The sequence below is a fragment of the Pantoea sp. X-Soil-MYKO-1289 genome (assembly GCF_059730625.1).
Genome location: NZ_AP036004.1, coordinates 478,843 through 493,924 on the forward strand (window position 1 = coordinate 478,843; position 15,082 = coordinate 493,924).

A 15,082-nucleotide genomic window follows, 5' to 3' on the forward strand; every position below is an offset into this window, starting at 1 on the left:
CATACTTAAGATTAGACGGCAGGCCGATGAACGTATCTACTCAGGTTGCAGAACAGCGAAAAGTGTTGGAACAGGCAGTGGCGCAGGCGCTCGATCTGGCGAAGGCCAGCACCGACGGCGCGGAAGTGGCAGTGACCAAAACCACCGGAATCGGCGTCAGCACCCGTTACGGCGAAGTGGAGAACGTCGAGTTCAACAGCGACGGCGCGCTCGGCATCACCGTTTATCATCAGAACCGCAAGGGCAGCGCTTCATCGACCGACCTCAGCCCGGAGGCGATCAAACGCACCGTGCAGGCGGCGATCGATATCGCGCGCTACACCTCAACGGATCCTTATGCTGGCCCGGCGGATGCCGATCTGCTGGCGTTTGACGCGCCGGATCTCGATCTCTACCATCCCTGGGAGATCGACGCCGATCGCGCCATCGAGCTCGCCGCGCAGGCGGAGCAGGCGGCGCTGAAAGCGGATCCGCGCATCACCAATACCGAAGGCGGCAGCTTCAACAGCCACGTCGGCATTAAAGTCTTCGGCAACAGCCACGGCATGTTGCAGAGCTACTGCTCCAGCCGCCATTCGCTCTCCAGTTCCGTTATCGCCGAACAGGATGGCGATATGGAGCGCGACTACGCCTACACCATCGGTCGTGCCTTCGAGGATCTGCAAAGTCCCGACTGGGTGGGCGCAGAGTGCGCGCGTCGCGTGCTGTCGCGGCTGGCGCCGCGCAAGCTCTCTACCATGAAAGCGCCGGTGATTTTCGCGCCGGAAGTCGCCACCGGCCTCTTCGGCCATCTGGTCGGCGCCATCAGCGGCGGCAGCGTCTACCGTAAGTCGACCTTTCTGCTTGACGCGCTCGGCCAGCAGATCCTGCCGGAATGGCTCACTATTCAGGAGCAGCCGCATCTGCTGAAAGGCCTGGCGTCAACGCCGTTCGACAGCGAAGGCGTACGCACACAGGCGCGCGACATCGTTAAGGATGGCGTGCTGCAAACCTGGCTAATGACCAACTATTCGGCGCGCAAGCTGGGCCTGAAAAGCACCGGCCACGCGGGCGGCATCCATAACTGGCGCATCGCCGGGCAGGGCAGCAGTTTCGACGATCTGCTGAAGCAGATGGGGCGCGGTCTGGTGGTCACGGAACTGATGGGCCAGGGCGTCAGCGCCATTACCGGCGACTATTCGCGCGGCGCGGCCGGCTACTGGGTAGAGAACGGCGAGATTCAGTATCCTGTGAGCGAGATCACTATTGCAGGAAATCTCAAGGATATGTGGCGCAATATCGTCACGGTCGGTAACGACATCGAAACCCGCAGCAACATACAATGTGGTTCGGTGCTGCTGCCGGAGATGAAAATCGCCGGACAATAATAGAACTCGCTTCCTGAAAGCAGCCGCTCTGGCTGCTTTTTTTTTACCCACAATAAAAAGGATATACCGATGCGTAAGCGTGTGATTGCGATGTTGTCTCTCTCTTTGTTGTCTGGAAGCGCCAGCCTGTACGCGGCGGATTTAGAAAATGATATGGATACGCTGAAAGACGGGCTGAATACCGTGATGAAAACAAGCGACGCGCAGGAGATGCATAAAGCGCTGGGCGAGATGCGCCAGGCGGCGCAGGACGCGAAAAAATCGACGCCGGATAAGCTCGAAGGGCAGCCGGCCAACAGCGCGCCGATTAAGGACTATCACGCCGGGCTGGATTCGCTGATTGCGCAGATCGACGTGGTCGACAAGCTGGCGCAGGCCAACAACGTCGACGGCGCCAAAGCCGAAGCGAAAAAGCTGGCGGAGATCCGCAACGCCAATCATAAAAAGTTCCGCTGACTCTCGGGCCGGTCCGCGCGACCGGCTTTATTCCGTCATTGGCTTTTCTTATCTCCTCTTTTTTCACCGTCGCGCCGCGCGCCGCTGCCTGCACACTTCTCTTTTGACGCCCCTTTTTAACGTTTAAAGCGCGCATAACGCGGCTTGCATCACACAATCCGTGCGTCCTGCGATCTGGCGCACAGCCTGCCCTGCGATTTCCACTTCCATGCGGAAAAAGTGCGTCTGCACTTCCACTTCGTCACGCCGTAATTTATTCGCAACGCGAATTTTCGTGAACAGGAGTAGCAAGGTGAGCAGTAACGGAGCTTCGGTACGGCAGGCAACGCCGGAAGAGATTCAGGCCCTGGCCGACAAGGTGATGGCGCAAATCGCGGCGATCTACGCCCAACACGATATCGCGCCCAACGCGGTGCAGCAGCAGATGCTGGCGTCGCACGTACGCGCCATGGCGCTGCGCTCGCTAACCGGCGAACCCCTTCCCGAGGTGGAAGCGGAGCTGTTTGAAGATATTTCGCCAGAGACCATGCAGCTGGCGCAGCAGGTGGTCGATCTGTTCGGCAATCTGCCGCGCGAAGAGGCCTGGCTTCTCTCCGTCCATATAGAAGTGGCTCGATCTAACTGACTGTATAAAGAGGAAATCATCATGGTAACCGTAGTGATTGGCGATCGTTTAGGTAAAGGACAGAAAGTAGCGGCGGGCGTGGAAAAGGCGGGCGGCCGCGCCGTCGTGGTGCCGGGCGTTGCGGCGGATATGAAGCTGGGCGACGTGATGAAGGCGGAAAACGCCGATTTCGGCATCTCTTTTTGCGGCAGCGGCGGCGCAGGCGCCATTACCGCGCAGAACAAATATGGCTACAAGGCGCGCCACGGCATGCGTTCTGTTGACGAAGGCGTCACCGCCATCAACGAAGGCGCCAACGTGCTCGGCTTCGGCTTTATGGACAAAGAAGAGCTAGGCGAGCGGCTGGTGCAGGCCTGGAACAAGAAGCACGGCAGCTGATGATGAAAGAACAATACGTTACTCAGGTGACGGTGCAGGGCAAAGGCGACAGTAAAGAGAAAGCTTTTGCCGATGCTCTGAGTCGCGTGCAGAACCAGGTTCTGCGCGCGACGCAAAAGATTCTGCTGCGCATCGAACCTCTGGATGTTCGGGTGCTGCGCGCGCAGGAGAGCGTCAAAACGGAGAAGTTTTTGTTCTTCTTTCTGGCGCGCCAGCGGCGGAACTACAGCGTTGAGCTGGAGATCTCCGTCAGCGTCACCGTGATTGATACCGGGCAGGTGACATTCACGGCGGCACCGTAAAAACAGACGACAACAAAGGTAAAAAAACATGTTTTTAATTATTTTGTTTAAGTCGTTGATCATTGGGGGACTGGTAGGTGTGGGCGTTGGCGCCGGCGCGGCGCGCATGTTCCACGCGCCGACGTCGCAGGGGATGGGCGCGTTCCGTACGCTGGGCGAGCTTAACTCCTGCGAAGGCGATCCCGCTTCGCACTTCTCCTTTGGTCTCGGCTTTTTCTTCAATGCCTGGGCATCATCCGTCGCGGCAGGCTCCTTCACGCAGGACGTCGACCACCGCATCATTCCTAACTGGGGCGCGGCCGCGCTGATGGTGAAAAACCGTAACCTGGCCGAAACCCTGCACGACCCGAAAAAGATGGCCATCGCCTGCGGCATTATCGGCATGATCGTCGTCGCCTTTCTGAACTCCACCGCCTCGGCGGTGCCGGCCGCGCTGCAGGTGACCGCGGTGAAAGTGCTGGTACCGGCGGCAAACCTGCTGGTTAATACCGTCATGCCGGTGATCTTCTGGCTGGCGGCTATCGACGCCGGGAAAAAATCGGGCTTCTGGGCGACGATTTTCGGCGGCCTGGCGCAGCTGATCATGGGCAACGCCGTGCCTGGCCTGGTGCTCGGCATCCTGATCGGCAAAGGCGTTGAAGAGAGCGGCTGGAACAAGGTCACCAAAGTGATGATGGTGGCGATCGTGCTGCTGTTCGTGCTGAGCGGCTTCTTCCGCGGCTTCGATATGAAACTGCTGCAGTCGTTCCAGTTGGGCATTCCCGGCTGGCTCGACGCGATCCACAACTCTCTGAGCGGCAAGTAAGGCTAACGACATGACTGAAAATAAAGGCTTCTGGTACGCCGACTGGTCTTTCCCGATCTTCGTCGGCCTGCTCTCGGCGGGCGTGTTCGCCGGTACGCACATGTATTACCTCTACGGCATCGGCGCGTTTAACGAAGTGGCGTTTGTTTCTATGCTGCGTGCCGGCATGGAAACCGGCGTCTACGGCGCGGTGGCGGCCTTCGGCGCGAGTTTTCTCTTCGCCCGCATCATCGAAGGCTCGCTGGTGGGTATCCTCGATATCGGCGGCGCCATCCAGACCGGCGTCGGCCTGGGCGTGCCGGCGCTGCTGCTGGGCGCGGGCATCGTCTTTCCGGTGGCTAACTTCGCCGCCTCGCTGGCAACCGGTCTGGTGATTGGCCTGGCAATCGGCTACATCATCATTCTGGCGCGCAAATTCACCATCAACCAGAGCGACTCGACCTACGGCGCGGACGTGATGATGGGCGCGGGCAACGCCTCCGGCCGCTTTTTAGGGCCGCTGATCATCCTCTCCGCGATGGCGGCCTCGATCCCTATCGGTCTGGGCTCGCTGCTCGGCGCGCTGCTCTTCTACCTCTGGAATAAGCCGATCACCGGCGGCGCGATCCTCGGCGCCATGATCCTCGGCGCGATTTTCCCGGTCGCTATCTGAAGCTGGCGGCGGCTCGCCAGCGGGCCGCCGCGTTAAGGAGTTGCTATGTTCGATCTGATTCTTCGCCGCGCACGGCTGACGGATGAGCGGCTGGTGGATATTGCGCTGCAGGACGGCAAAATCGCCGCCATCGCCGACCGCCTGCCGGGCGAGGCGAAAAGCGAACGCGATCTGGCCGGACGCTGCTACGTCAGCGCAGGCTGGATCGATTCTCACGTCCACTGCTACCCCAAATCGCCCATCTATCACGACGAGGCGGACGCTATCGGCGTCGCCACGGGCGTCACGACGGTGATCGACGCGGGCAGCACCGGCGCCGATCATATCGATGACTTTTATGCCATTACCCGCGCCGCCACCACCCAGGTCTACGCGCTGATCAATATCGCGCGCACCGGCATCGTGACCCAAAACGAGCTGGCGGATATGCGGCAGATCGACGGCGACGCGGTGCAGCAAGCCGTAGAACGGCTGCCCGACTTTATCGTCGGCCTGAAGGCGCGCATGAGCAGCAGCGTAGTCGGCGAGAACGGCATTCAACCGCTGATCAAGGCCAAAGCGATCCAGCAGCGGGTCGGCGGTCTGCCGCTGATGGTGCATATCGGCAATAACCCGCCGGATCTGGCGGAGATCGCCGAGCGCCTCACCGCCGGCGACATCATTACCCACTGCTTTAACGGCAAGCCCAACCGCGTGCTGACGCCGCAGGGCGAACTGAAGGCGTCGGTGCGCAACGCCATCGCGCGCGGCGTCAGGATGGACGTCGGCCACGGCAGCGCCAGCTTCAGCTTCGAGGTGGCGCGCGTCGCCATCGCGCAGGGCATTCTGCCCGACACCATCAGCTCGGATATTTACTGCCGCAACCGCCTCAACGGCCCGGTGCATAACCTGGCGCACGTCATGTCGAAGTTTTTCAGCGTCGGCATGACGCTGCAACAGGTGATCGACTGCGTCACCTGGAAGGCGGCGGACGGGCTGCGCCTGGCGCGCAAAGGGCGTCTGGAGGTCGGCTTTGACGCCGATCTCACTCTTTTCAGCGTTACCGAAGCGCCCCGCCTGTTTGTCGATTCCGAAGGCGAACAGCTCACCGGGGAGAAACATCTTACGCCGCTGGCCGCCGTGGTGGCGGGCGAGTGGTTCCTGACAGAAGAAGGGAAAGCCAATGTCTTCGATCTATGAAAAATATGGCCTGAAGCCGGTTATCAACGCCTCCGGCCGCATGACGATCCTCGGCGTCTCTACGCCGTCGCCGGACGTGGTCGACACCGTGCAGCTCGGCCTCAGCCACTATTTTGAAATGAAAGATCTGGTCAACAAGACCGGCGCTTACATCGCGCAGCTGCTGAATGTGGAAAACGCGGTGGTGGTCTCCTGCGCCTCGGCGGGCATCGCGCAGTGCGTCGCGGCGGTGATCGTCAAAGAGAACGACTGGCTGCTGGATAATCTGCACGCCGCGCCGCTTGAGGTGCCGCACGATATCGTGGTGCCGAAAGGCCATAACGTTAACTACGGCGCGCCGGTCGGCAGCATGGTGGCGCTGGGCGGCGGTCGTCTGGTCGAGGCGGGATACAGCAACGAGTGTTCGCCCGAGCAGCTGGCGGCGGCGATCACGCCGCAAACCGCCGCGATCCTCTACGTGAAATCGCACCACTGCGTGCAGAAAAGCCATCTGAGCGTCGAGCAGGCGGCGGTAGTGGCGCGCAAACACGGCGTACCGCTCATCGTCGACGCCGCCGCTGAAGAGGATCTGCAGTGCTACTACCAGTACGGCGCCGATCTGGTGATCTACAGCGGCGCGAAGGCGATTGAGGGGCCGACCAGCGGGCTGGTGATCGGCAGACAGCAGTACGTCGAGTGGGTGAAGCGCCAGAGCAACGGCATCGGCCGGGCGATGAAAGTAGGCAAAGAGGGCATTCTCGGCCTGACGCAGGCGATTGAAAATTATCTGCGGCTGGAAAAAACCAGCGGCGCGCAGATGGTGGAGAAAATGACGCCCTTTATCGACAACCTCAATCAGCTGCGCGGCGTGAGCGCCCGCGTCGTGTGGGACGCGGCAGGACGCGATATCGCCCGCGCCGAGATCAAATTCGACGAGGCGGCCATCGGCCAGCGCACCGGCGACATCGTGCAGGCGCTGAAAAATGGCGCGACCGCCATCTATTTTCGCGGCTACAAAGCCAATGAAGGCATTATCGAGGCGGATGTGCGCAGCGTCAGCGCTGAACAGCTGCACACCATCTTTACCTCGATTCAAACGCTGTTGAACGGAGGAAAAACCGCATGAAGCTGACCCCGAATTTCTATCAGGATCGTCTCTGTCTTAACGTGCTGGCAGGCTCGAAAGCCAACGCGCGCGCCATCTGGGAGGCAGCGGAAGGGCATGTGCTGGTGGGCGTGCTGTCGAAAAACTACAGCAGCAACGAGGCGGCTATCGCCGATATGCGCGAGTACGCCGCGCTGATCGACAACGCGCTCTCGGTCGGGCTCGGCGCGGGCGACCCGAATCAGTCAAAAATGGTGAGCGAGATTTCCGCGGTGCTGCAGCCGCAGCACGTTAACCAGGTCTTTACCGGCGTCGCCACCAGCCGCGCGCTGCTGGGCCAGTCGCAAACCGTGGTCAACGGCCTGATTTCGCCGACCGGCACGCCGGGCCTGGTGAAGATCTCCACCGGCCCGCTCAGCTCGCAGGGCAGCGACGCGCGGGTGCCGATTGACAGCGCCATCGCGCTGCTGAAGGATATGGGCGGCAGCTCGGTGAAATATTTCCCGATGGGCGGGCTAAAGGCGGTCGACGAGTACCGCGCCGTCGCCCAGGCGTGCGCGGCGTATGACTTCTGGCTCGAGCCGACCGGCGGCATCGATCTCGATAACGTCGAAGCGATCCTGACGATCGCGCTGGAGGCGGGCGTCAGTAAAATTATCCCGCACGTCTACAGCTCCATTATCGATCCCGTCAGCGGCGATACGCGCGTGGAAGATGTGCGCCAGCTGCTGGCCATTTGCAAAAAACTGCTGCCGTAGCGACAGTCACGCCGGCGCGCTTCACAGGGCGCCGGCGCTTGCCTGGAGGTCACGCGCCGTTCGCTTTAAGCTGCTATTTTTCGATATGATGCCGCTGAATGCATGCCAGCGCCGTAACAGGTAGACCGCCTTGAGATTTCCAAATCAACGCCTTGCGCAACTGTTTGACGCCCTGCAAAACGAAACGCTGCCTCAGGATGAGCTGGCGCGGCGCTTCGCCGTTTCAACGCGCACCGTGCGTGCCGACATTAGCGCGCTTAACGCGCTGCTGGAGGAGTACGGCGCGCAGTTCGTGCTCAGCCGCGGCGCGGGCTATCAGCTAAAAATCGACGACGCGCAGCGCTTCCAGCATCTGGATCGCCAAAACCGCTCGCCGCTGCGCGTGCCGCGCACCTCCGCCGAACGGGTGCGCTATATGCTGACGCGCTTTCTGACCGCCGCCTGGTCGCTTAAGCTGGAAGATCTGGCCGATGAGTGGTTCGTCAGCCGCGCCACGCTGCAAAACGACATGACCGAGGTGCGCGAGTGGCTGGCGCGCTATCACCTGCACATCGAGAGCAAACCCCATTACGGCATGAAGCTGTTCGGCAGCGAAGTGGCGATCCGCACCTGTTTAACCGATCTGCTGTGGCAGATCGACCAGGAGCAGGCCGACAGCCCGCTGATCACTATCGAAGCGCTGCACAGCAATATTCTGGAGACGCTGCGTCCGCTGCTGCAGCAGTGTCTGACGCGCCATAACGTTCGCCTCAGCGACGAGGGCGAGCGCTATCTGCGCCTCTACTGTGCCGTCGCGGTGCGGCGCATCAGCGAAGGCTATCCGCTGAGCGATCCCGGCGCGGAGGATGTCGGGCTGGACGTGCGCGAGGCGGCGCGCGAGCTGATTAATTTGCTGCGGCCGCTGGTGGGCAAGCCGGTATCGCCAGCGGAAGAGGGCTGGCTGCGCGTCAATATCGCGGCGCGCCAGATGCAGGAGGTGGCGCCGAGCGCCATCAACGCCGATGACGCCGACGCGCTGGTGGACTATCTGCTGAGCTATATCAATACCCACTACAACTACAATCTGCAGGGCGATGAACAGCTGCGCGCCGATCTGCTGACGCACATTAAAACCATGATCACCCGCGTGCGTTATCAGATCCATATTCCCAACCCGCTGCTGGATAATATTAAACAGCACTATCCGATGGCCTATGACGTGACGCTGGCGGCGGTCTCCAGCTGGGGCAAATACACGCCTTACGTGATCAGCGAGAATGAGATCGGCTTTCTGGTGCTGCATATCGGCGTCGGGCTGGAGCGTCATTACGACGTCGGCTACCAGCGCCATCCGCAGGTGCTGCTGGTGTGCGACAGCGGTAACTCCACGCTGCGGATGATTGAGGCGATGCTGCTGCGCAAATATCCGCAGCTACAGGTCGCCGGTCGGCTGTCGCAGCGCGAATATGAGGCGCGCGCGCGCATCGATGAAGATTTCGTTATCTCTACCACGCGGCTGAGCGAGAAGGATAAGCCGGTGGTGGTGATGTCGCCGTTTCCCACCGGCTTCCAGCTGGAGCAGATCGGCAAGCTGGTGCTGGTGGACCGCACGCGGCCCTATATGCTGGAGAAGTTTTTCGACGCGCAGCACTTCCTGATCGTCGATAAGCCGATGACGCAGTCGCAGCTGTTCCGCCAGCTGTGCGATCGGCTGGAGGCGGAAGGATTTGTCGACGCGAGCTTCTATCCCTCGGTAGAGGAGCGCGAGGCGATCGTCAGCACCATGCTGGGCGAAGGGATCGCGCTGCCGCACTCGCTCGGCCTGCTGGCGAAAAAAACCGTGGTCTATACCGTGCTGGCGCCGCAGGGCATCGCGTGGGGCGACGACACCGCCTCGGTCATCTTTCTGCTGGCGATCAGTAAAAGCGAATATGAAGAGGCGATGGCGATATACGATCTCTTCGTGACCTTTCTGCGCGAAAGGGCGATGCCCCGGCTGCGCGACAGCAAAGACTTCGCCGCATTCAAGGCGGTGGCGATTGAGTGTCTGGGACGGTTGTGACAGCAGGCTCCAGCCCGCAAGGCAGGCTGGAGCCGAAGGCGGCGTTTAGCTTTTCTTCGCCAGCAGGCGCGGGATTTCGCGCAGGCACCAGGCTTTGGCTTCGCCCATGCTGTCGCGGCGCCACGCCATAATAATATCCACTTCGCGGGTATATTCCGGGCTGACGACGCGCAGCCGACCTTCCGCAATATCTTTCTCCACCAGCGAATAGGGCATGGTGGCGACGCCGAGCCCCGCCAGCAGCGCGCGGCGCTTGTCGTCCATGCTGCTGACCGTCAGACGCTGCTGTTTGTCCAGCAGCTGCACCGTCAGCACCGGGCGCTCGCGCGCCGTATCGGCCACCGCGATGCCGCGATACTTCACGCGCGTCACCTCAGACTGAGGTTCCGGCTCGTTGTGAATCGGATGGTCGGCGCTGGCCACATAGACGCTCATCATGGTGTAGAGCTTGCGCGTATTGATTTCGGTCGAGGCGCGGAAGTGCATATCGGGCGCGATAACGATATCGGCGCGGCCCTGCTCCAGCCGCTCCCACGCGCCCGCCAGCACTTCGGTGATCAGCGAAATCTGGGTATTGGCCTTTTCCGACAGCTTCTCCACCAGCGGGAAGAGGGCGTCGGTCGGCACCAGCGCTTCGGTGACGATGGTCAGATGGGTTTCCCAGCCGCGCGCCAGCGCTTCGGCGTCGGTGGTGAGTTTGTCTGCCGCTTCCAGCAGCACGCGTCCGCGCTCCAGCAGCATACGCCCGACATTGGTGAATTTCGTCCGGTGGCCGGAGCGGTCGAACAGCACCACGTCCAGCTCCTCTTCCAGCTTTTGCATGGTATAGCTGAGCGCCGAAGGAACGCGCCCCAGCTCATCCGCCGCTGCCGCAAAACTGCCGCGGCGATCGATCGCATCCATTACGCGCAACGCTTCAAGGGTTAAGGCACGCTCTTTAGCCATCCGAACTCTCTTTCAGGAAATTTGAATATGCACGGCAGATTAACTGGCTAACAATACGGCGTCCAGCCTTTTACCATAATGGGTATCAAGTCTGCGGTCGTTCTCTGCCGCAGCGAGCTGGAGGTAAATCATGATAACGACGCGTAGTGCGTCCGCGTGCGGTCAGGCCGATTTCGGCTGGTTGCAGGCACGCTACAGTTTCTCTTTTGGTCACTATTTCGATCCCAAATTAATGGGCTACGCCTCGCTACGCGTGCTGAATCAGGAAGTGCTGGCGCCAGGGGCCGCCTTTCAGCCGCGCACCTATCCGCAGGTGGACGTGCTGAATATCGTGCTGCAGGGCGAGGCGGAGTACCGCGACAGCGAAGGTAATCATATTGTCGCGCGCGAGGGCGAAGCGCTGCTGCTCGCCACGCAGCCGGGCGTCAGCTACAGCGAAATCAACCTGCGAAAGGATCAGCCGCTGACGCGGATGCAGCTCTGGCTCGCCGCCTGTCCCGAGCGGGAAAACCCGACGCTGCAGAAGATCGCGCTGCCGGAGCATGGCAATCTGCAGCTGATCGCCTCGCCGGACGGCGCGGGCAATAGCCTGCAGCTGCGTCAGCAGGTATGGGTGCATCAGCTGCGGCTGGCGCCGGGCGAAGAGCAGTCGCTGACGCTGCACGGGCCGCGCGCCTATCTGCAGTCGATTCACGGCTCGCTGGAGGCGGTCACGCGCGAGGAGCGTTCGGAGAAGCTCGGCTGCGGCGACGGGGCGTTTTTGCAGGAGGAGCAGCAGATCAGGCTGCGGGCGAAAACCGCGACCTGGGCGCTGGTGATCGATATACCGGTATAAAAAAAGGGCGGCTAAGGCCGCCCTGTTCGTCTGTTGCCGCTGTGCCTGTACGGATGAGCGGCCTGATGCACGCTTACTTCAGCATGGTGAACGCGGTGGTGACGTGCTTCACGCCGCTAACCCGGCTGGCGATATCCGCCGCCGCCTTCGCCTCTTCCGCCGTCACCAGACCTAACAGGAACACTTCGCCGTTCTCGGTGGTTACTTTCACGTTCGAGGATTTCACCTGATCGCTGCCCAGCAGCTGCGAGCGGATTTTCGTGGTGATCCAGGTGTCTGACGAGGAGGTGCCGAGGCTCACTTTCTGGCCGATGCGGATCTCGTTGTAGACTTCGGTCGCGCCGTCGACGCCCATGGCGATCTGTTTCGCGCGGCTGGCGATATCCTGCGACGGCGCCTGGCCGGTCAGCAGCACTTTGCCCTGATAGGCGGTGGCGATAATGCGCGCGTCGGTTTTGATCTGCTGATCTTTCGCCAGCGCGTTGCTGACGCGCAGCTCCAGCGTGCCGTCATCCACCTGGGTGCCGACGGTGCGCGGATCGGTGGCGGTTTTGGTGGCGACGGCCGCGCCGCCGGCGACGACGGCGACGCAGCCCTGCAACAGCATGGCGGTTAACAGGATAGCGACAGCATTCAATGCTTTCATGTTTGCTCCTTCAGTCATTCCTGGTGTGGAAACAGGGTGTTATCAATCAGGTCGCACAGACAGTTCAGCGTCAGCATATGCATCTCATGGATGCGGGCGCTGCGGTGCGACGGAATGCGAATTTCCACGTCGTGCGGGCCGAGCAGGCCCGCCAGCTCGCCGCCGTCATAGCCGGTGAGCGCAACAATGGTCATATCACGGGTAACCGCGGCTTCCACCGCCTTAACGATATCTCGCGTGTTGCCGCGGGTAGAGATCGCCAGCAGGACGTCGCCGGCCTGACCCAGCGCGCGCACCTGCTTGGCGTAGATTTCATCGTGCTGACGATCGTTGCCGATCGCCGTCAGCATCACGTTGTCCGCGCTGAGCGCCAGCGCAGGCAGACTGGGCCGCTCGGTCTCGAAACGGTTGATCATGCTGGCGGCGAAATGCTGCGCGTTGGCGGCTGATGCGCCGTTGCCGCAGCTGAGGATTTTATTGCCGTTAAGCAGGGACTGCACCAGCGTCATCGCGGCGCGGGAAATGGCGTCCGGCAGCGCTTCTGCGGCGGCAATCTGGGTTTGAATACTTTCAGTAAAACACGCTTTAATTCTGTCCTGCACACGACCACCTGGTTCTATACGTCTGCATTAAAGGCATTGGGCAGCCACTCCAGCGCCGTACCGGTAATGGCGATGATGTCGAAACGGCAATCCACCGTCTCAAAACTGCCGCCGCGCTGGTTGAGCCAGAGTGCGGCGGCGCGCAACAGCTTTTGCCGCTTAAGGCGAGTGACGCTGGCCAGCGCCCCGCCGTAGCGCGCATCGCGCCGGTAGCGCACCTCCACGAAGACCCAGCATGCGCCGTCGCGCATGATGAGATCCAGCTCGCCGCCGCGATAAGTCACGTTGCTGGCGACCCAGCGCAGTCCGGCACGTTCTAAATAGCGCCGGGCGCGCTGTTCCTGTTCGGCGCCGAAGCGCCGGGTGTTCAGGAGGCGGGAACGATCTCGCCCTGACGATACTGGCTCCATGACAACGTCCTGTTGATCACGCAATCCTGATTCGCGCTCAGCTTGCCGGTATTGCCGTCGATAGTGAAGCCCGGCGTCTGGCGCACCTGGTTAAAGCTGTTTGCCAGCGTCCAGGCGTCGATGCCCATCGCATAGAGGCGAACCAGCGAGTAGTCGTTATTGAACGACTGCGCCGCGCGCTGCATCAGCGCCGGATTATGGCCCGAGAGCAGCGGAATATCGCTGAACTGCAGTCCTTCCATCTCCAGACGGAAGTCGGGGCCTGCGCCCGCCTGGTAACTGCGCGAGCTGGCGTAGAGCGAGGTCGAGCTGCGGCTGCCGGTACGCATGGCGATCATCGGCTTAATCAGCTGCAGCTCATCCTGCGTCGACACGATATAGACTGAATCGACGTTGCCGCCGCTCGCCGCCGCCGGTTCGCTCTGCTGCTGCGGCGACGGGATCGTCAGCCCGGCGATGGTTACGCCCTGGGGTTCGGCGGCGGCCGGCTGAACGTTGACCGGCGTACCGCTCAGCGTAATGCCCGCGCCGCTGTTGATGCCCTGTTTCAGCTCTGCGGTCGAGCCGAAGCGCTGCTGCAGCGGCGCCGTGCCGCCCAGCTTCAGCCACTCCTGAGCAAACGCGTTGACCACGCGATCGCCGAAGCTGCTGCGCGGCACCAGCAGCAGCGGCTGGCGCTTGCCCTGGTTCCACATATGGTGCGCGGCATCGCGCGCTTCGTCTTCAGGAGAAAGCGCAAAATAGCAAATATTCGGATGGTTCTGGATCTGCTCCGGCGCGTTGAGCGCCAGTACGTTGAGCGGCGTCTGGCTGTTGGCGACCGTTTCGACGTTGTTTTTCAGCAGCGGGCCGACCACCAGCGTCGCGCCATCCTGCTGCGCCTGCTGCATCACCTGCTGAATCGGCTGGCTGCTGGTGTCGTACACCTTGATCTGCGCGCTGCTGGAGGGCGCGCTGGCTTCAGGCTGAGTCTGGGCGGCAGCGGGCTGCGATGCCGCAGCCGGCGTAATAGCGGCCGCCGCCGGACTGACCACGGCGTTGGCTTCGCTGGTCGGCGCAGGCTGTGCGCTTTCCGCAGCGGCCGGCTGGGTCGCTGGCTGTGCGGTTGGCTGCGGCGCAGCGTTCAGGGCGCCGTTTTTCGCATCGTTGAAGCCTTTTTGAATGGCGCTGGCGAAGACCTGCGCCTGACCGTTCAGCGGCAGCAGCAGCGCGATGGTGCTGGTAGAGGCTTTGGTGAAGTTCTGCGCCTGGCTCAGCGGCGTCGGCAGGGTTTTAGCCGCCGGGTTTTGCGGATAGCGCGTCTGCCAGTCTTTCAGGGCGGATTTCAGCATCTCGCCATCCTGGGCGTTGGCGCGCCAGACGTTAAGCAGATCCAGCCAGCCCTGCAGCGTGTTTTCATCGGCGTTGATCACCAGGCTGCTCGCCTCTTGCGGCGTCATCTGCGTCAGCACCTGCCAGGTGGCGTCGATGTTTTTCTGACGATCGTCGCCGCTCAGCAGCGGCTCCTGCGCAATATAGGCGCGCAGCAGCGCCAGCGAAGGTTTGCCCTGCGCGGCGGCGATTTGCAGGCCGTAATAGCGCGCCTGCTGCTCTTTCGACAGGTCGTCGACCTTGACCTGGTTCAGCAGCTGCGTCGCGCCCGGCACGTTCTGCTGGCTGAACAGGAACTGCGATTTAAGCAGCAGCAGCTCCTGCTGTTGGGTGTCGCTGAGCTGGCTCGGCAGCTGGTTGAGCTGCTGGCCGGCTTGAGGATACTTTCCTTCTTTCATCAGGGCACGGATGGCAAGTAATTGCCAGTCTGTCCTGCTATCATCGCTGCTTTGCTGCACTTGCTGCAGATAGTAATCAGACCCGCCGGTAATGGGCCCCTGAATATTTACGTTTGAGGTTTGCGGCCCCTGACCGCTACAGGCGGCTAAAATCAGCCCAGCAAGAAGGACAGGCACAAAGCGTCCTGCTTTATGACGAACGACTTTTGAAGGAAGCATACTGTATCC

17 protein-coding genes are annotated in these 15,082 nt (G+C 61.5%); 12 read left to right on the top strand and 5 right to left on the bottom strand.

The window, feature by feature from the left end:
- The first annotated feature begins 26 nt into the window (after positions 1-26).
- From pmbA to AC6I7Z_RS02385, 11 genes are all read left to right on the top strand, one after another.
- Positions 27-1,367: a metalloprotease PmbA gene (pmbA, locus tag AC6I7Z_RS02335; RefSeq protein WP_497813000.1), complete on the top strand. Its 1,341-nt coding sequence runs from the start codon at positions 27-29 to the stop codon at positions 1,365-1,367.
- 69 nt (positions 1,368-1,436) lie between these two features.
- Positions 1,437-1,823, top strand: a complete 387-nt coding sequence (gene cybC / locus AC6I7Z_RS02340) for a cytochrome b562 (protein ID WP_497813001.1) — start codon at positions 1,437-1,439, stop codon at positions 1,821-1,823.
- A gap of 292 nt (positions 1,824-2,115) precedes the next feature.
- A complete protein-coding gene (locus AC6I7Z_RS02345) occupies positions 2,116-2,448 on the top strand; it encodes a glycine dehydrogenase (protein WP_048784390.1) in 333 nt (110 codons plus the stop codon).
- 15 nt (positions 2,449-2,463) lie between these two features.
- Positions 2,464-2,826 carry an SFCGS family glycine-rich protein gene (locus tag AC6I7Z_RS02350; protein WP_096072111.1) on the top strand — a complete coding sequence of 121 codons (363 nt, stop codon included), beginning with the start codon at positions 2,464-2,466 and terminating at the stop codon, positions 2,824-2,826.
- A gap of 2 nt (positions 2,827-2,828) precedes the next feature.
- Positions 2,829-3,128, top strand: a complete 300-nt coding sequence (locus tag AC6I7Z_RS02355) for a DUF4312 family protein (protein ID WP_033755294.1) — start codon at positions 2,829-2,831, stop codon at positions 3,126-3,128.
- 28 nt (positions 3,129-3,156) lie between these two features.
- Positions 3,157-3,933: a DUF4311 domain-containing protein gene (locus AC6I7Z_RS02360; RefSeq protein ID WP_033754938.1), complete on the top strand. Its 777-nt coding sequence runs from the start codon at positions 3,157-3,159 to the stop codon at positions 3,931-3,933.
- A 10-nt stretch (positions 3,934-3,943) separates the two neighbouring features.
- Entirely contained in the window at positions 3,944-4,585 is a 642-nt protein-coding gene (locus AC6I7Z_RS02365) for a DUF4310 family protein (RefSeq protein WP_033754941.1), read from the top strand.
- Between the two features lie 45 nt (positions 4,586-4,630).
- On the top strand, positions 4,631-5,764 hold the full coding sequence (locus AC6I7Z_RS02370; protein WP_497813002.1) for an amidohydrolase/deacetylase family metallohydrolase: 1,134 nt from the start codon (positions 4,631-4,633) through the stop codon (positions 5,762-5,764).
- Entirely contained in the window at positions 5,748-6,869 is a 1,122-nt protein-coding gene (locus AC6I7Z_RS02375; protein ID WP_497813003.1) for a DgaE family pyridoxal phosphate-dependent ammonia lyase, read from the top strand. Before AC6I7Z_RS02370 ends, AC6I7Z_RS02375 begins: the two co-directional genes overlap by 17 nt.
- On the top strand, positions 6,866-7,606 hold the full coding sequence (gene dagF, locus AC6I7Z_RS02380; RefSeq protein ID WP_497813004.1) for a 2-dehydro-3-deoxy-phosphogluconate aldolase: 741 nt from the start codon (positions 6,866-6,868) through the stop codon (positions 7,604-7,606). Before AC6I7Z_RS02375 ends, dagF begins: the two co-directional genes overlap by 4 nt.
- A 130-nt stretch (positions 7,607-7,736) precedes the next feature.
- On the top strand, positions 7,737-9,647 hold the full coding sequence (locus AC6I7Z_RS02385; protein WP_497813005.1) for a BglG family transcription antiterminator: 1,911 nt from the start codon (positions 7,737-7,739) through the stop codon (positions 9,645-9,647).
- A 45-nt stretch (positions 9,648-9,692) separates the two neighbouring features.
- Here the strand turns inward: AC6I7Z_RS02385 and AC6I7Z_RS02390 are convergent, their stop codons facing one another.
- Positions 9,693-10,592, bottom strand: a complete 900-nt coding sequence (locus AC6I7Z_RS02390; protein ID WP_048784382.1) for a LysR family transcriptional regulator — start codon at positions 10,590-10,592, stop codon at positions 9,693-9,695.
- 130 nt (positions 10,593-10,722) lie between these two features.
- On the opposite strand from AC6I7Z_RS02390, the gene AC6I7Z_RS02395 reads away from it, so the two are divergent.
- Positions 10,723-11,427, top strand: coding sequence for a pirin family protein (locus tag AC6I7Z_RS02395; protein ID WP_497813006.1), 705 nt, complete (start codon positions 10,723-10,725; stop codon positions 11,425-11,427).
- Positions 11,428-11,500: 73 nt separating this feature from the next.
- Here AC6I7Z_RS02395 and dolP read toward each other — a convergent pair whose 3' ends face one another.
- From dolP to AC6I7Z_RS02415, 4 genes are read right to left on the bottom strand one after another with little or no spacing between them, the layout of a single operon-like run.
- Entirely contained in the window at positions 11,501-12,073 is a 573-nt protein-coding gene (gene dolP / locus AC6I7Z_RS02400; protein ID WP_033792302.1) for a division/outer membrane stress-associated lipid-binding lipoprotein, read from the bottom strand.
- Positions 12,074-12,087: 14 nt separating this feature from the next.
- Positions 12,088-12,675, bottom strand: a complete 588-nt coding sequence (diaA, locus tag AC6I7Z_RS02405) for a DnaA initiator-associating protein DiaA (protein ID WP_033754962.1) — start codon at positions 12,673-12,675, stop codon at positions 12,088-12,090.
- Between the two features lie 14 nt (positions 12,676-12,689).
- A complete protein-coding gene (locus tag AC6I7Z_RS02410; RefSeq protein WP_497813007.1) occupies positions 12,690-13,085 on the bottom strand; it encodes a YraN family protein in 396 nt (131 codons plus the stop codon).
- The gene (locus AC6I7Z_RS02415) at positions 13,043-15,073 is read right to left on the bottom strand and encodes a penicillin-binding protein activator (protein WP_497813008.1); all 2,031 of its coding nucleotides are present in this window, start codon (positions 15,071-15,073) and stop codon (positions 13,043-13,045) included. The genes AC6I7Z_RS02410 and AC6I7Z_RS02415 overlap by 43 nt, the downstream gene beginning before the upstream one ends.
- Between the last annotated feature and the right edge of the window lie 9 nt (positions 15,074-15,082).